General features: G+C 68.9%; 14 protein-coding genes. 13 read left to right on the top strand and 1 reads right to left on the bottom strand.

From position 1 onward, the window contains the following. Nucleotides 1-29: 29 nt before the first annotated feature. From OG852_RS50575 to OG852_RS50560, 4 genes are all read left to right on the top strand, one after another. Nucleotides 30-2627, top strand: a complete 2598-nt coding sequence (locus OG852_RS50575; RefSeq protein WP_330351891.1) for an ATP-binding protein — start codon at nt 30-32, stop codon at nt 2625-2627. Next, on the top strand, nt 2624-5248 hold the full coding sequence (locus tag OG852_RS50570; protein ID WP_330351890.1) for a hypothetical protein: 2625 nt from the start codon (nt 2624-2626) through the stop codon (nt 5246-5248). Before OG852_RS50575 ends, OG852_RS50570 begins: the two co-directional genes overlap by 4 nt. Before the next feature lie 85 nt (nt 5249-5333). After that, nucleotides 5334-5993 (top strand): hypothetical protein, encoded by a 660-nt coding sequence (locus OG852_RS50565; protein WP_330351889.1) that lies wholly within the window; start codon nt 5334-5336, stop codon nt 5991-5993. A gap of 10 nt (nt 5994-6003) precedes the next feature. Further along, the gene (locus OG852_RS50560) at nt 6004-7047 is read left to right on the top strand and encodes a bifunctional lytic transglycosylase/C40 family peptidase (RefSeq protein WP_330351888.1); all 1044 of its coding nucleotides are present in this window, start codon (nt 6004-6006) and stop codon (nt 7045-7047) included. 99 nt (nt 7048-7146) lie between these two features. On the opposite strand, the gene OG852_RS50555 is transcribed toward OG852_RS50560, so the two are convergent. Continuing rightward, nucleotides 7147-7572, bottom strand: coding sequence for a hypothetical protein (locus tag OG852_RS50555; protein ID WP_330351887.1), 426 nt, complete (start codon nt 7570-7572; stop codon nt 7147-7149). 402 nt (nt 7573-7974) lie between these two features. Here OG852_RS50555 and OG852_RS50550 point away from each other — a divergent pair, with 402 nt between their 5' ends. The 9 genes from OG852_RS50550 (at nt 7975) to OG852_RS50510 (ending at nt 19867) form a co-directional block, all read left to right on the top strand. Beyond that, on the top strand, nt 7975-8502 hold the full coding sequence (locus OG852_RS50550; RefSeq protein ID WP_330351886.1) for a hypothetical protein: 528 nt from the start codon (nt 7975-7977) through the stop codon (nt 8500-8502). 20 nt (nt 8503-8522) lie between these two features. Continuing rightward, the gene (locus OG852_RS50545) at nt 8523-10892 is read left to right on the top strand and encodes an ATP/GTP-binding protein (protein WP_330351885.1); all 2370 of its coding nucleotides are present in this window, start codon (nt 8523-8525) and stop codon (nt 10890-10892) included. Next, nucleotides 10889-11929: a replication-relaxation family protein gene (locus OG852_RS50540; RefSeq protein WP_330351884.1), complete on the top strand. Its 1041-nt coding sequence runs from the start codon at nt 10889-10891 to the stop codon at nt 11927-11929. The genes OG852_RS50545 and OG852_RS50540 overlap by 4 nt, the downstream gene beginning before the upstream one ends. Nucleotides 11930-12000: 71 nt before the next feature. Then, nucleotides 12001-13335 carry a ParB N-terminal domain-containing protein gene (locus OG852_RS50535; protein ID WP_330351883.1) on the top strand — a complete coding sequence of 445 codons (1335 nt, stop codon included), beginning with the start codon at nt 12001-12003 and terminating at the stop codon, nt 13333-13335. After that, a complete protein-coding gene (locus tag OG852_RS50530; protein WP_330351882.1) occupies nt 13332-14465 on the top strand; it encodes a DUF4417 domain-containing protein in 1134 nt (377 codons plus the stop codon). The genes OG852_RS50535 and OG852_RS50530 overlap by 4 nt, the downstream gene beginning before the upstream one ends. A 2-nt stretch (nt 14466-14467) precedes the next feature. Beyond that, nucleotides 14468-15940 (top strand): hypothetical protein, encoded by a 1473-nt coding sequence (locus OG852_RS50525; protein WP_330351881.1) that lies wholly within the window; start codon nt 14468-14470, stop codon nt 15938-15940. Between the two features lie 195 nt (nt 15941-16135). Continuing rightward, on the top strand, nt 16136-17686 hold the full coding sequence (locus OG852_RS50520; protein ID WP_330351880.1) for an amidoligase family protein: 1551 nt from the start codon (nt 16136-16138) through the stop codon (nt 17684-17686). A gap of 16 nt (nt 17687-17702) precedes the next feature. Further along, complete coding sequence (locus OG852_RS50515) at nt 17703-18245, top strand: hypothetical protein (RefSeq protein ID WP_330351879.1); 543 nt, start codon at nt 17703-17705, stop codon at nt 18243-18245. Between the two features lie 2 nt (nt 18246-18247). Next, on the top strand, nt 18248-19867 hold the full coding sequence (locus OG852_RS50510) for an amidoligase family protein (RefSeq protein ID WP_330351878.1): 1620 nt from the start codon (nt 18248-18250) through the stop codon (nt 19865-19867). Nucleotides 19868-19874: the final 7 nt, after the last annotated feature.

The raw sequence follows: 19874 nt of genomic DNA, 5'->3' as shown, positions 1-19874 counted from the left end.
CTGCGCCTCATCCACGAAGGACTTCAGCCATGCGTCTCCCCGTCCGGCACATCAGCGGCAACCTCATCTGGACGACCAACGCCGCCACGTGGGGCGTATGGAAGGTCGACACCGAGAACTACACCCATGCGTCCAAGGCAACGAAGAGGGAGAGGCTCGACGCCCTGGAGGCGCTGTTCAAGAGCCTTCGCGGTGAGGTCCTGTTGCTGAGCCTGTGCCCGCAGGTCGACGCCGCCTCTGTGGTCCAGCGGATGACTGCCGGGGTGGACTGGGACAAGAGTCCCGAATACGTCGACCTGTCGCTGAGGGTCCTCGACCAGCTGGAAGGTCTCGAACTGACCGGCCGCGTCGACTTCCTGGCAATACCCCTGCCGCACCTGGACCTCAAGCAGACCGCCAGGGCCGTCGCCTCCTCGGCGCAGGCCGAGTTGATGTCCGCGCTCGGGCTGCCGGTGCCGCCCATCACCGCAGATGAGGAGGCCGAGCGGCTTCTCCAGGCGAACCGGATCGCCGCATCCTGGCCGGCCGGCATCCAGCTCAAGGCCGCCACCGAAGCGGAAATCCTGTGGATCTACGGACACGCCGCGCGCCGAGGTCTCGACGAGCCGCTGCTCCCGGAAGAGGGTGCACCGCGCGGCCTGCGTGGCCGCGGGCGCACCGTCGCCGCTCACACCCAGGTCGTCCTGGACGAGGGCGGCCGCGCAGGGCAGAGCCGTAAGGGGCCCTCGAACCCGTTCGGCCGCCGCTTCGCCAAGGTGACCACCGAGTTCGGCAGCAGCTACCAGGCCTTCAGCGTGCTGGCGGAAATGCCCGACTCCTTCCGCTTCCCCGGCTCGGAGTACTTGGCCGCTCTGGATGACTTCGGCTTCCCGGTCGACTGGGCGGTCCGGCTGAACATCGAGGCCGGCTCGAAGGCCGAGCCCAAGTCCCGCAGGCAGCAGCGCGAGCTCGCGCACCAGCGCGGTGAGTACGACGGAGAGACCGCCGGCGTTCCGGCCTCCCTGGACAAGGCATCGTTCTCACTGGACGAATACCGGGACCGGCTGACCTCCTCATCCACCGAGGTAGAGATCCGCGCATCCGTCGTCACCTGCGTGTGGGGCGCCACCTCGGAAGAGGCCAACGAGCGGGCCAACTCCCTCAAGCACCACTTCGGCGGCAACGACTACACCCTGGTGAGGCCGGTCGGCGACCAGGTCCCCCTCTTCCACGCCATGCTGCCCGGCACCAAGACCCCGCGGCCCCTTCTCGACTTCAACCAGTACCTGCTCGCCCGCGACTTCGCCATGGCGATGCCGTTCAGCGGCGCCAGTCTCGGAGACGACACCGGCTCCCTGTACGGCCTGCAGTTGTCCGGCGGCGGTGTCCGTCCCGTCCTGATCGACTTCAGTCACGGGCCCCGCGTCAACGCCTCGGCGAGCGCGGCCTTCGTGGGGGAGCTCGGCTCCGGCAAGAGCGTCGCACTCAAGACGGCGATGTACTCAATTCTGTCCACCGGCCACCGCTACGGTGAGTCCCGCAGCCGCGGCCGCGCCCTGGTCATTGACCGTACGCCGCAGCAGGAATGGACCAGGTTCGCCCTGGCCTGCCCGGGCGAGACGCAGATCATCCGGGTCGATGAGACCGCCGGCGTTTCACTCGACCCGCTGCGGATCTTCCGCGGACCTCGCGCGGCGCGGTACTGCGAGTCGTTCCTCACGCCCCTGCTGGACATCGCCAGCATGTCGATCGAGGGCGTCACGCTCGCCGAGAGCATCGAGGCCACCCGGCGTGGCCCGGCCCCGTCCATGACCGCGCTCATCGCCAACCTCGCTGCACGCGCGAAGACGCCGGACGCGGAGGAGCCGAACGACGCTGCCGTGCGCGCTGCGGCCTCCGAGCTCGTCCGCAAGATGCGGGCCTTGTCGAAGAAGGACCTCGGCCGCACGATTTTCGACCCGACCCTGCCGGTCGTCCGCATCACGAACGCCGACTCCATCGTCTTCGCCGTCGACCGGCTCGGCCTGCCGACCAAGGAGGAGCTCAGCGAGCACCGCCTGCGCAGCCTGGAGGTTGAGAAGAGGTTCGGCTGGCGCCTGATGTACCTCATCACCGCGCTGTGCCGGGAGGTCGCGTTCGCCAACTCCTCGGAGTTCACCGGCGTTTTCCTGGACGAGTGCTGGTGGCTGACCTCGTCCGCCGAGGGTTCCAACTTGCTGCTCGAGATCATCGCCGACGGGCGCAAACACGGTGCGGGTGCCTTCGCGGGCAGCCACGACCCGTACGACATCGGGCCTAAGAACGAGCTTGGCGACAAGATCAGGGCGCTGCTCTCCCACATCTTCGTTTTCCGCCACCGTTCCAAGACCCTCGCCGCCCGGTGCCTCGAGTTCATCGACCTTGATCCCCACGACGAGGAAATGATCAAGCTGATCACGGAGAACCTGAGCCCGCTCAACGTCTCCGACGCCGAGCGCGGCCTGCGCGCCGGCGAATGCCTCTACCGGGACCTGCGCAAGCGGATCGCGGGAATGAAGGTCCTCATTCCGGCCGACGACGGTGCTGCGGACGCCATTCACACGACGCCGGGCCAGATGGGTGAGGACGAGCCGGCCGTCGCGGTGCCCCTCGAAGGGGCTCTGGCATGAAATCCGCATCCCGTGCCGCGCCCCGCCGGCGAGCCCTGCGTATCTGGCTCATCGCCGTGCCCCTGGCACTGCTGCTGGGTCTGAGCGCCGCGGTCGCCTTCGCGGACACGGTCCCCACCCCGAGCCCCGGGCCGGCCCCCACCGCTCCGGACGCCAAGCCCACTCCGAAGCCGGGCGGCGACAAGGACACGCCCGACCCGTGTGACCAACTGCCCCACGACAGTGCTCAGTACAAGTACTGCAAGGAGGGCGGCAGTGGCGGGGGTGCCGACGGCAAGGACGACAAGCCGACGACGAAGCCCAAGCCGGAAGATACCTACAACCCGATGGAGCCCCGCCCCGGGGTAACACCGCCTGCGCCTCAGCCGGGTGACGAGGACAAGCCGGTCGAGGACCTGAGCAAATCGCCCAAGGACGGCTCCAACGGCCTGCTGCAGCCGTTCAACGTCAAGGACAAGGACGGCGTCCCGATCTCGGCGTACAGCGTCGACTCAGACACGGGCGGCTGGACCGACATCGACTTGACAATTTGGAATCTGCTGGCGCAGTTCTTCTTCGGGATCGCGAAGTGGTTCGTGGGGTTCGCGTGCTGGCTGATCGACTGGGCGCTCAACTTCGGGCTCGCGAAGATCCTGGTCAAGCCCGCCGACAACATCGCCACCAGTTTGCGCGATCAAGTCATCAACCGCCTCGGGCTGCCCGGGCTGTTCCTTCTGTTCGCAGGCCTGTACGCGGCTTGGCAGATCCTCTTCAAGAACCGCAGCAAGGGCTTCGCCGAAGCCGGCACGTCCCTGGTCGTCGCCGCCATCGCCACCACGGTTCTGCTCTCACCGGCGCAGGTGCTGCTGGGCACACACGACCAGCCCTCACCGGGCGGTTCGACGATGCTGCTGAGCGACGACGGCCTGATCGGGAAGGCAAAGGACCTCTCGTTGGAGGTCAGTGCGGTCGTCCTGTCCCAGAACCCGGAGGGTGACGCCAAGCCGGAGAACGTCTCCAAGCCGATCACCGACGCTCTGGTCGACGCGTTCATCGTGAAGCCGACCCAGTTGATGCTCTACGGCAAGACGTTCAAGGACCCTGCGTGCTCAAAGGCTTTCGCCGAGGCGTCGCTGGTCAAGTACAACTTCGAGCAAATGGGCATCGACTTCTTCGAGGCCAACAGGATCAACCCCACCGGTGAGGCCACCTACGCGGCACAACTCACCAACGCGGGCGAGCATTTCACCAAGGTGTGCAAGGTCAAGGAGGGCGACGCAAAGAAGGCGTCGGCCGACATGACGTTCTCGGCGGCCTTCGTCGCGCTCGCGGCGATCATCGTCTCCGTGCTCATGGTCCTGGTCACCGGCACCTTCCTGGTCGCGCAGGGCTGGCTCGCCTTCGAAGGCATCAAGGGGCACTGGGCCCTGGCCGCGGGCATCCTGCCCGGCGGCGGCCGCGGAGTTCTGTGGCGCTGGGTCTCGGCCATCATCAAGGCCGTCCTCGGCGTCATCCTCGCGATCTTGTTCCTCGCGGTCTTCATCGTGATCATCGTCGCGCTGATCGACGCGGACACCGGTGAGATCCTCGCCGTCAAGTTCATCTGCCTGGACCTCGCTGCCGTCGCGGGAATCGTCGGCCAGAAGAAGATCAAGGAGACCGCGCGGCAGGTCAGCGTCAACTTGAACCGGCGCCTGGCCAACGCCCGCGTCGGCGGCAGCCGTCAGAGCGTCTTCAACTCCTTCGGCCGATACGCCGAGACCGCCCCGGGCATCAAGCAGCTGTTCGGCGAGGCCCGCGGTGAAGCCCGCAAGGTCAGCAGGCCGATCGGCAAGGCTGGGCGCACGGCCAAGCAGATGTGGATGGGAACGCCCCAGCGCGGCAAACGCGGTGGCCGCCTGCGCTCGGCCGCACGCCTCGCCACCAACGCCGCGGCCGCCGTGGGCACCGGTGGCGCCGCGACAGCCGCGAAGGTCGCCGCGCAAGGAGCCGCCAAGCAGGCACTGCGCCGCCGACTCGCCACTGCCGCTTCGAACAAGATGGCGCAGTCCCGCGGAGGCCGGGCCACCCTGGCGGCCGGCAAGGGCGCCGCCGCGACAGCGCGGTTCGGCTGGAAGGCCACGAAGTTCGCCACCCTCGCGACAGTGGGTGCCCCGGTAGGCGTCCCCCGAGGCATCGCAGCTGCCAAGCGGGGCGGGACGGCCGCAGCCGCCCGGGCCAACGCCGTCAAGGGGCAGCTGACAGCAGCGAAGAACCGGGCCGGCGCGCGGGTCACGGCAAAGGTCGACGGCGCCCGCGCCTTCGGCAACGAGTACCGGCGCAACATGCAGACCGCAGGGCGGTTCGTGGGACGTCACGCGGCCAACGCCCAGCTCGGCATGGCCCAACCGATCTCCGGACCAACGCGCCCGTCGAGTCCTCCTGGTGTGCGCGCGGCCGCCAGCTCGCCGCCTGTGCCCGGGCCTGCGCCGTCCTCGGGGGCTACCGCTCCGTCCGGCCGCTCGGCGGCGGGACCGGCCTCCATCCCCGCACCGGTGCTGCCCGTGCCTTCGCCCAGCGGCGGCGCCCCGCCTGCATCACCACCGCCTCCCCGGCCCATCCGCCGGGCGACGCGGCCGGCGGGCCCGCCCCGGCGCCCCTGACTGGCCGCGGGGGTGAGCGACACCTGCTGCTCACCCCCGCGCATCCCTGACCCGTCTTACCGGCCATGCCCGCAGGAGGTGCCCCATGCCCGAGCCCGTGAACACCAGCACCGTGAAGGTTGTCGCGCTCTTCGCCGCGGCCGCCCTCCTGGCGATCAGCGGGATCCTGCTTCTCGTCGTCGACCGCGGCCGTCCGGCCTCGCGCGCGGCTTCGCCCGCGCCGGCGGCCTCTTCGACACACACCTCCGAAGCGCAGCCGACTCAGCCCGAGCCGGCCGGCTCTGCGGCTCTCTCCATACAGGGCACCACAGCGCCGGACGAGGCGCCCGCCCCGGCGTCCGTGCCGCCGAAGGCTGCGGAGACGGCTCGCCAGTTCGCCATCGCCTGGGCCTCGCACGATGCGAGCCCGGGACACGACACCTCCTTCAGCGACGCCGGGCGACGTGCCGCGGCCTACGCCACCGCGGACCTCGCTACTCAACTGCGGGAGCCGGGCGACCGATCCACGCGGCTGTGGCAGCAGTGGGTTGCCGACAAGACCCGCGTCACCTGCGCCATCGACCGCGTAGCCGCACCCGACGGAGCGCCGGCGCCGACCATGACCCGCGCCTTCGTACGAGTCCTCTACACCTGCACGACCTACTCAGCCGGCCACCAGCCCACCCACTCCCCCGATCAGCTCGCGCTCGAGGTGCACCTCGCTTCCGCAGACGCGTGGCGAGTCGGCGCGCTCGTGAACGCGTGAGGAGACCACGGTGAAGAAGATCCTCATCGGCCTCGGCATCACCTGGTTGTGCTGCTGCGCCCTCCTCGTCGCCACCGTGATGGCTGTCGCAACGAAGATCGGAAGCGACAACATGGGCAACGGCATCGAGAACGCCGGCTTCGGCGGTGGGATATCCCAAGGCGCTGACGTTCCGGATTGGCTGCGGACGCTGATCGACAAGGCCATCAACCAGTACGGGTGTCCCGAGGTCACACCCGCCCTGCTGGCGGCTCAGCTGTATCAGGAGAGCGGATTCGACCCGAAGATCCAGTCGTTCAAGACCGTCGAGAAGGACGGGAAGAAGGTCAAGGTGCCGGTCGCCAGTGGCATCGCGCAGTTCATCCCCGGGACATGGACGACGCACGGCAAGGACGGCGATGGTGACGGCGACAAGGACGTCTTCGACCCTGCCGACGCGGTGCCGGCCGCCGTCGACTACGACTGCGACATCGCCAAGGACGTCCGCAGTGTCCCCGGTGACAAGGCAGACAACATGTTGGCCGCCTACAACGCCGGGCCGTACGCGGTGAAGAAGTACGGGGGGATCCCCCCGTATCCGGAGACCCAGAACTACGTCAAGATCATCCGTAGCCTCGCCAAGAAGTGGACCGACGCCCTGACCCAGAGCGGCCCGGTGCCTGCGGGTAGCGGGCGGACCGGACAAGCCGTCGCCGCGGCGCAGAAGGCGCTGGACACCGCCTACGTGTTCGGTGGGGACTGCCGCGCGCCGTACACCGGGGGGAACGGCTGTGACTGCTCAAGCCTCGTGAAAATGGCGTGGGCCAGCGTAGGTGTGAACCTGCCGCGGACCACGTATGACCAGGTGAATCAAGGGACCGTGGTGCGATCCACTGACGATCTCCAGCCTGGCGATCTGCTCTTCGCCCGCGGCAGCGCCTCTCGCCCCGAGCATGTCGGCATGTTCGTGGGCAACGGCCAGGTCATCGAAGCCCCCAGGACCGGCCTCAAGGTGCGCCTGAAGCCGCTCTCGTACTGGAAGCCCCAGATTCTGGTCATGAAGCGTGTTGGCTGACCTGCGTCTTTGTCGTTCCTCGTTGCGCTTCGCGACGCCCGCTGGCCTTGGGCTCATGTTGCCCGACAGCGCAAGGCCGGTGGGATAGCCCCGGTTCGCTCATTCGTCGGTCGCGTCGGGGGCCGGTCCTTCACCAGTTCCGAACTGTTGATGCCAGCGCAGGGCGCCGAAGTTCTGCCACAGCACACCGAGTTCGATTTGGGCCGGGTTCAGACCAGTCTCCTCCGCCAGCTCGTCGGCGCTGATCCCCTGGGGATGATGCCCGATCGCCCGGCCGATCTGGCCTGCCCACAACTCAGCGTCGATGAACGGCCGACGTTTGTACTGCTCGATCAGCTGCTCGAGGTGCTCGCTGGTGCATCCCACCAGCAGGCGCCTGCCGTCGCCTTTCGGGTCGAAAGCGTGGACCACCGACGAGTCTCGGACCGACGCGTACCACTCGCTGTCGTCGTCGACTGTGACACCGCACAGGTCGCACAGCTCCGGCAGGGCCTCGGCCTCGCCCTCCCCGTCGATTCCGCTCACACTCCATGTCTACCGTTCAGGGGCCCGCACCCCGTTCTGGCAGGCCGAGGCGCTGTAGGAAGCGCAACGCCGGTGAGACATCCCGGCCGCCATGGAGCGGAACGACCGCCGTTCGCCGCTGGGCAACGTTCCAGGGCCGGCAGCGGCCGCGCGTCGGGCCTTAGGTGCGCTGACCTGCGGAGACTGGGCTGGATGGCCAGGACGCACGCGGGCTGAGTTGCGTTTCCGCGCACATCGGAGGTCAGCGGCTCCCGCTCCGCGATCAAAAAGTCCGCCCAGCCATGTCACACGGTCACCGCTTTCGACACCTCTATGGGCATCCGCACTCCCCCTCGCCCCCCGGAGTTCCGACATGCCTTCCCTCACCTTGTTCCCCGCCGCTTCGCCCCCCGGAGCCACCCGATGACCACGAACGATGTCATCGACCGTCTGATCGACGTCGGACAGAACCTGCCGGCGTACGGCGAGGCCGTCTACGCCTGGGTGGCCGACAACGTGTGGCTGCTGGCCGTCGTACCCGTGGCGGTCGCCCCCCTCGTTCTGGCCGTGTCCGTGGCACGCCGGCGCTTCGGCCGGCGCCGACTGAAGGACCGGCAGGCCTTCGAGGTCCTGCCGACCACCGGCTTCGACCCCGTACTCGAGGACGTTCTGCGCTTCGCCAAGCAACTGGCTCAGGCGCAGCGAAGCGTGTCGCGCTGGGCCTTTACCCCGGTGCGCGGGACCGCGGTGCGCGTACGGCTGCTGTCCCAAGGCGGGCTTCTGACGATGCGCGTCGAGGGTCCGGCTCGGGCGGCGGCGATCCTGCGCCACCAGGGCTACAGCCAGTGCGAGATGCGCGCGGTCGGCGCCGCCGCGATAGACGCCGACCGTCCTGAGATCCGGCTCGGCGCCGACCTCGACAGCAACTCCCACACCGCGCTCGCGGCGTGACGAAACGAAAGGAGGCAGTGGTGAGCAAGAACTCGATGTCCCCCGGCGCGAAGCGGCGCGGCCCGAGCAGGCCCAAGCCCCGCAAGGACAAGCCGACGCAGCACGTCGCCCGCGCCGAACTGGCTCTGGCCCTGCCCGACTACCTGTCTTTGCGAGAGGTGCCGCTCAAGCCCGACCCGTTGGAGGCGCTCGCGGCCGCCGTCGCCGACGTGCGCGAGGACCTGGGCGAGCGGGCGGACATCGTGCTGGATCTGGTGCCGATACCACCGTCCAAGGTCAGTCGCCGGCGCAGCCGCCTGCTGGCGCAGGCGCGTCGCAACCCGAGCAGCATGCCGGCGATCCCCGGTCTTCCGAGGCAGGCCACGGGCGGCCCCAACTTCGGCGGCCTGGCCTTCCTGGGCAACGAGATCGCCGCGGAGATGCGCGGCCAGCAGGGTCGCGGCGGCCAACGGCCGGCGCAGAGGCAGCGCATGCCCAGCATCTCCGACGTCAAGGCGGCCATGGGCAAGTTCGGACCCGGCGCCGATCCGGTGTTCGCTCTGCAGCTGCTGATCCGGACCTGCTCCTCCGACCCGACGCGACCGCGCATGCTGCTCGAACAGATCATGGCGACGCTCGAAGGTTGGGCCGGCGACAACCACCTGCGCCCGGTCGGGCTGAACCTGCTCGTCACGCGGCTCCGCGCGGACTCGCGGCTGTACCGGCGCAGTTTCGACCGCCGTTTCGCCACGGGCGAGTTCGCCCCGCGGCGAGCCAGCTGGGTGACGGGCGCGGAGCTCGCCGGCCTGCTCAAGCCCGCCACGAAGCACAACATGGCGGCGAATGTTGCCCGATCCGGTGGCGTGGTCCCCCCGCCGCCCCCGAGTCTGCCGACCTGGACTGGGCAGCCGGACCTGTTGCCGCTGGGATGGGTGGCCAAGCCGGGTGGCGGCGAACGGCTGGCCGGTCTGCCCTTGATCTACCTCCTGTTCGGGCTCTTCCTCGGAAAGGCCGGTTACGGCAAGACCGAGATGAGCTTGGTGCAGGCGATCGCGCTCGCCCACAACGGCCACGGAATCCTGTTCCTGGACCCGCACGGCGACGGCTGGCAACGCGCACGTCCGTACCTTGCGCATCCGCAGATCGCCCCGCGGCTGTGGGAGATCGACCTGACCTCGCCGGACCTCGACGCGATGGTCGGTTCGTGGAATCCGCTGTCCATGGAGAACCGCGGGGAGTCGGAGATCCCCGACATCGTCAATGCGATCGTCACTGGCTTCGCGAGTGCGCTGAACTGGTCCGACAGCGCGGGCCGCGCCAAGACGATCCTCACGCGTTCGGTCGAGACGCTCGCCCGTCTGTCGTGGATCCTCTCGCAGGCCGGCCGGCCCGATCTGGCACCGACGATCTTCCAGATCCGCACCCTGCTCAATGACGAGGTGTGGCGCGACGCGATCGTGCCGTACCTGCCCAAGACGCTGCGCGACTTCTGGGTGCATACCTACCCGAAATACTCGAACGAGGCCACCCCTGTCGTCACAAACATCATCGAGCGACTCGACAGCTCCAACAGCTTGAAGGGCTTCCTCGGTTCGTCGCTGAGCACGTACGACATCCGGCATGCCATGGACACCGGGCGGATTGTGTTCGTGTGCCCGTCGGGCACCGGCGACACCGACCGCATTGTCTCGTGCCTGCTGATCTACGACCTGTTCCGGGCCGGCCTGTCTCGGCGCACCATGCCCGTTGCCGACCGCAAGGACTTCTACGCGTTCATCGACGAGCTCACCGCGGTGGACGGCGCCAGCAAGGGCACCCTCGCCGCGATCGCCGAACAGCTCCGTAAGTACAAGGTCAAGCTCCTCGCGATGACCCAGATGTCGCAGCGCCTTTCGCCGACGACCCGACAGGGTCTCTTGCAGAACCTGTCGATCCTGTCGACGACGGCCAGCGACATCGACGAGGCGCAGCTGGTCACGCGCAGGTGGGGCAAGAAGGTCGCGCCGGACACGATCTCGCAGTTGCAGCGCTACCACTACGTCATGTCCGTCACGCTCGACGGCGGGCAGTCCGATCCCTTCCAGGTGCGTGGCGCGAGCGTCGAGGAGCTGTACGGCGACTACCTGCGCGAGGACGACGTGCACCGCCTGGACACCGCGGTCGACGCGAACCTGCGTCGTCGCCGGGTGAGGGACATCCTCGACGACCTCGGCAAGCTCGATACCCGCCTGCGCCTGTTCCTGGCCACGCTGCCGCCCCCGCCGCCGGACGACGACCAGGGGCCTGATGAGCCGCCGGTCAACGACGGCCCGGAGCCGCCGGACGACGACCCGGGCCCGCCGCCCCAGGAGGCGCCGGTTCCCGACAACGTCACCTTCCTCGTCAAGAACAAGGGATCACGAGTGGGATGAGCACGCTGACCGATCATGAACCCCTGTCTCAGCCGCAGCGCGTCCAGTCCTTCCAGGCGCTCGCCAAGTCGGCTCTGGAGCTTCTCTACCAGCACCGCCTCATGACCACGGACCAGCTGCACCGGCTGCTCACTCCGGGCGCCCGTGGCTCGTCCTACCTGCGTCGGCAGCTCGCGACTCTCGAAGAAGCCGGCCTGGTCCAACGCCTGCGTGCCCAGGGCGAGTCCAGCGGCAGCAACCGTCTCAACCAGCCGTACGTCTGGTTCTTGACCGAAGAGGGCGCCGACGCCGTGGAACAGGCCGCGGAAGTGTTCTCCCGCCGCTACCGGGTCACGCCCGATTCGGCGGCCAGCACACGCCAGGCCCACACCCTGGCGGTCAACGAGGTGGGGATCGCGTTCGTCACGCATGCCCGCCGGCTCGGCCATGACTGCACGCCCTTGTCCTGGACTCCGGAGGTCGCCCACCGCATCCGTGACGGGATGCGGCGGTTCGAAGACGACCACGTCATCTCCGACTCGGTCCTGCACTACGTGCACATCCACCGCGGGGCGCGCACGATGCTCAACCTGTTCATCGAGCTCGACCGGGCCACCATGACCACGGCCGACCTCGCCAAGAAGGTGTCCGCGTACGGACGGCTCTATGAGTTCGTACCTCAGCACCCCGACCGTGCGCGGCGCTCCGCGGCGTCGACCCGGCCGGCGTGGCAGCACACCTATCCGGCGTTCCCGCGCCTGCTGATCATCCTCGACGGCGCGGCCAGCCCCACCCTGGCCAAACGGCTCGCCGACCGCACCGAGGACCTGTACACGCTCACGCGCGTGGACCCGCGCCTGGCGCGGCTCGCCCGGCATCTTTCGGTCGGGGTCACCACCCTCCAGCAGCTGCGTGAGCAGGGCCCCTTCGGCCGGATCTTCACCCCGCTGCTGCGTGGCACGCCCGAGGAGCGGCACCCCTCGACCGACATGCTCCTGCGTCATCCGGGCGCCGCGGGGCCCGCTCGACCTCCGCCGGCCCGGCCTCAACCGCGCTGATCTGTCACTCGCCATCCCTCGGGGCCAGGCGCACCCCGCCTGACGACTAGCTGTGAAAGGAGGCTCCGCCGATGAGCACCGCCGTTGAGGAAATGTCGGCCCCCACGCCCGCCGTTCTGGGCCTGGCCGAGGCGCTGGACAGCTCGGATCAACTGCGCCAGCGTCGCTTCGAGATGCTGCCGATGCGTGGCTCCGTCTACACCGACGTGCAGGGGCGTGGCCCCGGCCCGAGCACCAGCCCCGAGGGGCTCGCCGACCTGATCACCTCGATCTCAGCCGTCGGCGTTCTCCATCCCGTCCTGGTGGAGGAGCTGCCCGGCCCCGACGACCGTGTCCAGCGGCGCCTGGTGATCGGCGAGCGCCGCTACCGCGCCTGCCGCTGGGGCGCTGTGAACCAGCCGGACAACCCGCATTTCGAGAAACTGCCCGCTGTCATCTGCCCGGGTCCCATCAGCGATGAGGACCGCCGTACCTGGCAACTGGTGGAAAACCTCGCGCGCGAGGACCTTCAGCCCGGCGAACTCGCCGGCGCCCTGCTGCTCGAACGCAGCGCGATCCTGCGCACCCAGCTCGACAACGCCGGCATCGAGGTGAGCGAGGAGATCCAGCGGCTGGAAGACCCGGTGGCCCGTTTCGAAGCCTTGGAAAAGTTGCGCGGCAGCGACGCCAACCTCGCCGCTCCGTGGAACCTCGTGCTGCGCCGGCTCGGCCTGCAGATCACCCCGCGGCGCGCACGCGAGGTCGTGGCCGCCTTCCGGACTCTGCCGCGGGAGCTGTCCGCGGACATGGACCAGCACCAGGTCGCGCTCGCCGCGCGCACGAACCTGGCCCGACTCAGCCGCGGCCGCCGCGAAGCCGCCAACGAGTTGTGGCAAGCCGTCAAGCGTCTGGGCCGCACCGACCTGCTGTCCGCCGCCACCCGGACTCAGGCCACGAATCCGGAGATGCCAGCCGAGGCCGCTGCCACTGCTGCGGTCACCTCGTACGAACAGGCCAACGCCGAGCGGGCCGCAGCGCTGACCCGGCCGACGCCCGAGAACGGTGAGGGCGAGATCAATTCCGCGGCGATCGAGGAAGCCGGTCAGTGGATCCCGTCCGAACGGAACGGTACGCGCGAGGCCTTGGACCCTGCCGACTCACCCGGGCAGCCCGGCCAGCAGGATCCCTCCGCGCAGGCGGCCGGAACGGAGCTGGGCAAAGAGGCGCCGGTCGGCGATGAGCCGGAAGACACGGCCGACCCCGTCGACCCGCCCGTCCTCGCCTCCGCCCTCGAAGGGCTGCGGGCCCTCAACTCTCAGCTGGCCGAGGGCCGCACCCTGCACCGATTCGACGCGGGCTCACTCCGCATGCTCCTGACCGACCTCCAGCGCCACACCAGCGCCGGCGCTGAAAGGACTGTCGCATGACTGTCTCCCTGCCCATGCCCGGAATCGGGCAGCCGGTTCCGGCCCCCGCGTCCGGCTGCGACTGCAACAACTGCCCCTTCTTCATGGACAACCCCCGTGCGGTCGAGCCCGTCTGCTCGGGTTGCACCTCCAGCTGCGAGTACTGCGGCTGTGCCCGTGCCGAAGACCCGGCCCCCGGGAGCGAGCCGGGCCTGGCCTGCACCCGCTGCCCCATCCGCTGCGGCACCCGCCCCGATCGCGAAGCCTGGATGAAGGACATCGGCGGCACCATGCACTTCACCGGGCTCCGCGTACCGGGAGCCCTTCCCGACCTGCCCCTGTTCACCCCGCAGGTCGACGGGCACGACGTACGTACGCTCGACGCCCAGCTGAAGTGGCCCGCCTACGCTCTCGGGCTGCGCCGTGTCATCAGCCCCAAGACGCACAAGTTGTTCCCGCGGTGGGAGGGCAAGACCGCCCACCAGTTCCTGGACCTGCGCCCCGATCAGAAGGCGATCCTCAGCGGTTACGCGGAGGACCCGCTCGTGGAGGCCTACTGGACGCGGCGCAAGGCCGACGGCTTCGCCGACATGCTCGCCGCCCAGGAGTGGGACCTCGTCCTCACCCCGAACGCGTCGATGTACTTCAATCAGCCCCGCGCCGAGAACCTGATCAACATGCGGCGCAACCTGATGCTCGCCGCCGAGCTCTCCTCCGCAGGGGTCACCGCAGTCCCCAACATCTACTGGCTGCGGCTGGAGGACCTCGACCGCTACCTGGACTGGCTCGACGAGTCCCCCACCCTCCCGCCCGCCCTCGCCATGAACCTGCAGACCTTCCGCACCCAGGCCGACTGGGAGGAAATGGCGGTGCCCGGGCTGACCTACCTGGCCGCCACGCTTCCGCCCGACCTGCCCATGGTCCTCACCGGGGCGAGCCGCGCTGACCGCATTGCCACTCTCAAGGCGCTGTTCCCCGGACGGCTGTACCTGATCAGCCAGAACCCGCTGCAGTACGCCCGTCACGGCGCGGTCATGACGGAGGAGGGCCGCGTCGACACCCAGGCGCGCACCGAGGACCTGTTCACCGCCAACGTCCGCTTCTACGCCGGTCTCGCCGACGGCACGATCACCGCACGGAACGGGGCCTAACAATGGGCTCGGGCAGCCGGATCGATCACCAGCACCACCTCGTCGCCACCACGGCGGGGCTGACCATCGAGGCCCCAGCCAACGAGGTCGACCTCATGCCCGAGGCGCAGCGTGAGCTCATCGACCAGGCCCTGCAGATCCAGGCCAGCTGGGAGGCGAACAACGGGCAGGCCACGCTCGAGGAGTCCATGGAGTACTGGGGCCTGCGTGATCGGCTCCGACATGAGCACGACCTGTGGAACGGCCACGGCCTCATTGAGGATGCCGAGCGCGAAGAGGCCGAGGAAGAGAGCCCCAGCTTCCCGCCCCGGGCCAGTGAACCGCCAGCGGGCATCCCCCTGCAGCGCACCGCGGCTCAGCAGGTCCTGGATGAAGTACTGGAGGAACACCAGGCATCGGCCGCGCTCGCCGTGCAGGCCCGTGACCGATGGCCGACTGAGCCTGAGGCCGGCTTCGTGGAGGACTTCGAGGCCTTCCGCGAGATCCACGATGCGGCGTGGAACCGGGAGATCCAGGGTGAGCAAGCGGTGCCCTACCTCCTGGAAGACGCGACCGGAGGACTGGGGGCCCGCGAGGGCGGGCGCGGCTTCGGCGTGGAGATCGAGTTCGACACCGACGGCGACTGGGACGATCAGCACGAGGCGCTGCGTGCCATCGGCCGTGACCTGCACGAGGCCGGCCTGGCCCGGGACAGGCGCATGCACAGTTACCACTCCCAGCAGTACGCCGGATACACCGACGCCCCCAACGCGTGGCGCCTGGAGGACGACTGCACCGTCGCGGGCGAGATCGTATCGCCGATCATGTACGACGAGCCGCAGACCTGGCAGAACCTCGCCACCGTCTGCGAGATCGTCCGACGGCACGGCGGCGGCGCCAGCGAGCGCACCGGCGGCCACGTCCATGTCGGCCTCCACGACTACGACCACGAGGTCGCCAACCACCACCGTCTGATGCAGATGTACGGCGACTACGAGGACGTCCTGTTTCGGCTCGCGGCGAACCGGAACGCCCCCGACTCCGCACACCGCGGAACCGATTGGTGCGAGCCCAACCACGTGCCTTCGGGCGGCTACCGGTCCCTGCCGGACGTCCACAGCCGTGCCCGGCACGGCATGGCCGTCAACCTCACGGCAGCGCGAGGCCAACGGAGCGACCACGGCGAGTTCCGGCTTTGGGACGGCTCGGTCGATCCCGCCGTCATCCAGACGCAGGTCAACGTCTCCCTCGGCATGGTGGCCGCAGCAGTCCGCGGGGGACCACAGGCATCCAGGCGGAGCGAGCCGATGTCGCTGGGCCGACACCGCCAGGAATGGGGGCCCGATCAGCGGCTCACCGTCGGAGACCTGGAGGCCAACAGCCTCAGCTTCCGTCGATTCACCGACGAGATCTTCCACCGCAGGCAAGAGAGAGCTCAGGCAGCCGCGCTCTACGCCGTCACCCGCTGGCAACAGCCCGACTCCCAGGGCTGGTAGCGCTCGCACTCGTCGCCACAAGCCACACCGCCGACCCGCTAAGGGGACGACGGACGAACAAAGACCCGAAAGGGGGCCTTACCGATGGCGTCCGGCAGCAGGATCGACCACCAGCATCACCTCGGCAGAAGCTCCGCCGACCCCGGCCGCTCTGTGCGGCTCACCACCCGACGGACCGTGAGGAGGGCCTGACACATGGGATCCGGCAGCAGAATCGACCACCAGCACCACCTCGTCGCCACCACCGCGGCAGGGCTCACCGTCGAGGCCCCTGCCACTGGGGTCGACCTCATGCCCGAGGGACAGCGCGAACTGATCGACCGTGCCCTGCAGATCCAGGCCGATTGGGAGGCCAACAACGGAGCCGCCACCTCGGAAGAGGCCTTGGAGTACTGGGGTCTGCGCGAGCGGCTTCGCAGCGAGTACGACCTGTGGAACGGGCACGGGCTCATCACGGACGCCGAGCCCGAAGACGACGAGGGAGGAATACGTCAGGCCAGCTCCGACTCGACTCTGGCCACCCCCGAAGCGATTGACGCTCTCCGTTCAGCGCTCAGCAACGGAGTCCCCGCTCAGCGTGAAGTTCCGCCCGATGCGGGTCTCTCCCCCGATGACCGTGCGGTCCAGCGGGCGGCCGCTCAGCAGGTCCTGGACGAGGTCGCGGCCGAGCATCAGGCGGCCGCGGCGCTCCAGGAGCAGGCTCGCGAGCAATGGCCGGCCAACGAATCTGTCAGCTACACCGACGACTTCGATGCCTTCCAGCGAGACTACGAGGCCGCGCGGGAGCGAGCGGAGCGCGGGGAGCAGGTCGTTCCGTACATGACGGAGAACGCCACCGGCGGACTTGGGGCGCGTGAGGGCGGACGTGGGTTTGGTGTCGAGATCGAGTTCGACATCGACCCCGGCGTCGACCGCCGACAGGCCATCCAGAACATCGGCCGTGAACTGCGCGATGCGGGCCTGTCCCGCACGGCACGGCAGCACGGCTACCACTCCCAGTTGGAGGCGGGCTACACCGACGAGCCGAACGCATGGCGGCTGGAGCAGGACTGCACGGTAGCCGGCGAGTTGGTCTCGCCGATCCTGTACGACGAGCCCCAGTCCTGGCAGAACCTTGCGACTGCTTGCGAGATCATCGAGCGAAACGGCGGCCGAGCCTCGTTCGGCACAGGCGGCCATGTCCACGTGGGTATGCACGACTACGACCACGACGTTGCCAACCACACCCGGCTCATGCAGACGTACGCCGCCCACGAGGACGTGCTGTATCGGCTCGCCCAGAACCCCGCTTCCGAGGGCAATCAACACCGCGGTACACGCTGGTGCCGTCCCAACCCGGTCCCGTCGCAGGGGTATACGGCAATCTCGCAGATCGAGTCGTACCACGGCATGGCCGTGAACCTGAGCGGCGCGCGGCGCGGCGGGCAGAGCGCGCACGGCGAGTTCCGGCTGTGGGACGGATCGCTCAACCCTTCTGTGATCCAGACGCAGGTCAAGCTCTCCCTGGGCATGGCGGCCGCGGCCGTTCGGGGCGACACCACCGTCCCGGGCACGCGCATGCAGCTGGGCAGCCATCTCGAGCAGCGGCGCCAGGCCGGCGTCGGACAACGTAGGCGGCTGTCCGGTGACGATTGGCGCACGACCACCGCGGACTTCCGGCGGATGGTCGATTCGCTCTTCCAGCGCCCTGAGGATAAGGCGCAGGCAACCGCTCTGTTCCAACAGACCCGCTGGCAGCGGCACTAATCCCCCTGGAGATGCCATGACCTTCATCCGCACCCGCAACGCCTCTTCCGCCGCCACTCCGCTGGACCCTCCGAAGAAGGACAACGGCAGCAACTACGTCTTCGAGATGATCTACGACGGCGGTAGCTGGCGCGGCTACTCCGACACCCCGACCGAGCTCATGGAAGGCCTGATCCCGGAATACCCCGAACTCATCAGCCCGAAGGAGAAGGCTGCCGCACGCATCCGGCTGGCCCTGCGCCTCCAGGTGCAGCTGCAGGCCGCGCTCGCGGCGTCGGAAGAGTTCGCGCAGTGCAGCCCCGAGCAGCAGCAGGCGATTCTCGCCCCGCGGGACACGCCCCCGGTGGTCAGCCGCTGGGATGCCCCCGTCCCGCTGGTCCTGGTGACCACGTTCTACAAGCCGGCCGGTCGGCTGCCTCGTCCCGAGGGGCCGGATGAGGCGCTGATCTGGATCGAGCCCGATGACGAGTGGAGCCTGCTGGTTTCGCTCCACCAGGCCGGTGTGATCCACCTGGCGGCCGAGCAGGGTGCGCTGCCGCCGAACGTGCGGGGGGAATGAACGTGGGGTCGGGAAGCCGAATAGATCATCAGCACCACAGTGTCGCGCCGACGCGGGGCACGGACACGCTCGTCGCTGAGGCTGCGCCGCTGACCATTGAGGAGCGGCCGGAGCGCGCTGAGGTGCGCTTCGTCGACACCAGTCGGGTCGACGAGCCGATTCTGCAGAACTACGTGGTCAGCGGTGATGACCACCTGCTGTTTTTGCCGCGCAACCCGGACACCATCCAAGGACAGGTGACCGACGAGCAAGATGCCCTGGTCAACCTCGGTGCCAGCGTTTCCGACGAGGACGGGCGCCACTTCATCGAGGGCGACGTTCGGGTCACCCGCGGCCCGGACGGCCAGATCCAGGTGAGCCCGGAGAGCCTGCGGTGCACTGGCGGCGACATGCACGCCGGTGACGAGGACGGCACCTGCTCCCACCAGGCCGCGGTGGCCAACCTGGTGCAGGAGCAATTCGGCGCGAGCGGCCGCTCGGCGATCGACCGGGCCGCCGCTCAGGAGGTCCTGGACGAGGTGGCGGCCGAACATGCCGCCTCGATCGCCGCCCAGGACCAGGCCCGTGCCGAGCGGGCGGCCCAACCCGCGGTGCGCTCCTACTCAGAAGACATGGACGCCTTCCAGGAGGCGTATGACCAGGCCCGCGAGCGCAGGGCGGCAGGCGAGGCGCTGGTGCCGTACCTGACGGAGAATGCCACCGGCGGCCTGGGCGCGCGCGAAGGCGGGCGTGCCTTCGGAGTCGAGATCGAGTTCGACTACCCCTCGTCGATGTCTCACTCCGCGCGGCAGGAAGCCAACCAGCGGATCGCCCGCGAACTGCACGCAGCCGGCATCGCGCCAGACCCGCACATGCATGGATGGCACGCATCACAGCACGCGGGATACACCGACGCCCCGAACGCCTGGCGGCTGGAGAGAGACGGTACCGTCGCCGGCGAGATCGTCTCGCCGATTCTCTACGACGAGCCGCAGACGTGGAACAACCTGGCCCAGGTGTGCGAGATCGTCCAGCGCAACGGAGGCATCGCCAGCGCCCGCACCGGCGGCCATGTCCACGTCGCCGTCCCCGACTACGACCACACCGTCGCCAATCACAACCAGCTGATTAACACCGTGGCCGGGTACGAGGACGTCATCTACCGGATCGCCCAGAACCCGGCCAGCGACAATCACCGCGGCCTGGAGTGGTGCACTCCCAACAACCAGCCGTCGAGCCCCTACACCTCGGTCTCGGCCGTCCAGCGGTACAACAACAGTCACCACATCGGACTGAACTTCCAGTCCGTCAACGGGAGGGAGAGCGACCACGCCGAGTTCCGGATGTGGGACGGATCGCTGGATCCGGGGACCATCCAGGCGCAGGTCAACGTGTCGCTCGGCCTGACGAACGCCGCCCTGCGGGAGGCTGGGACCACGGCGCCGCCGCCGCGGCAACGCGTCGGGCACCACCGCCAGGCCGCGGCTGCGGCCGGCCACCGTGGGCGGCTGACCGGCGAGGCGTGGTCCAACACCACGCGGTCGTTCCGCAGCATGGTGGACCGGATCTTCAGCCGGGAGGAGAACCGAGCGCAGGTCACCGCGCTGTTCGCCGGCACCCGCTGGCACAACGGCCAGTACTGAGTGCTCA

Origin of the sequence: Streptomyces sp. NBC_00582, from assembly GCF_036345155.1 — a bacterium.
Classification (GTDB): domain Bacteria; phylum Actinomycetota; class Actinomycetes; order Streptomycetales; family Streptomycetaceae; genus Streptomyces.
Note: the sequence above shows the minus strand (reverse complement) of the source record. Positions and strands in the feature narration are given on the sequence as shown.

Coding starts and splice junctions, on each gene's coding strand:
- OG852_RS50575 (WP_330351891.1), top strand. CDS start 30: ATGCGTCTCCCCGTCCGGCACATCAGCGGCAACCTCATCTGGACGACC.
- OG852_RS50570 (WP_330351890.1), top strand. CDS start 2,624: ATGAAATCCGCATCCCGTGCCGCGCCCCGCCGGCGAGCCCTGCGTATC.
- OG852_RS50565 (WP_330351889.1), top strand. CDS start 5,334: ATGCCCGAGCCCGTGAACACCAGCACCGTGAAGGTTGTCGCGCTCTTC.
- OG852_RS50550 (WP_330351886.1), top strand. CDS start 7,975: ATGACCACGAACGATGTCATCGACCGTCTGATCGACGTCGGACAGAAC.
- OG852_RS50540 (WP_330351884.1), top strand. CDS start 10,889: ATGAGCACGCTGACCGATCATGAACCCCTGTCTCAGCCGCAGCGCGTC.
- OG852_RS50535 (WP_330351883.1), top strand. CDS start 12,001: ATGAGCACCGCCGTTGAGGAAATGTCGGCCCCCACGCCCGCCGTTCTG.
- OG852_RS50530 (WP_330351882.1), top strand. CDS start 13,332: ATGACTGTCTCCCTGCCCATGCCCGGAATCGGGCAGCCGGTTCCGGCC.
- OG852_RS50525 (WP_330351881.1), top strand. CDS start 14,468: ATGGGCTCGGGCAGCCGGATCGATCACCAGCACCACCTCGTCGCCACC.
- OG852_RS50520 (WP_330351880.1), top strand. CDS start 16,136: ATGGGATCCGGCAGCAGAATCGACCACCAGCACCACCTCGTCGCCACC.
- OG852_RS50515 (WP_330351879.1), top strand. CDS start 17,703: ATGACCTTCATCCGCACCCGCAACGCCTCTTCCGCCGCCACTCCGCTG.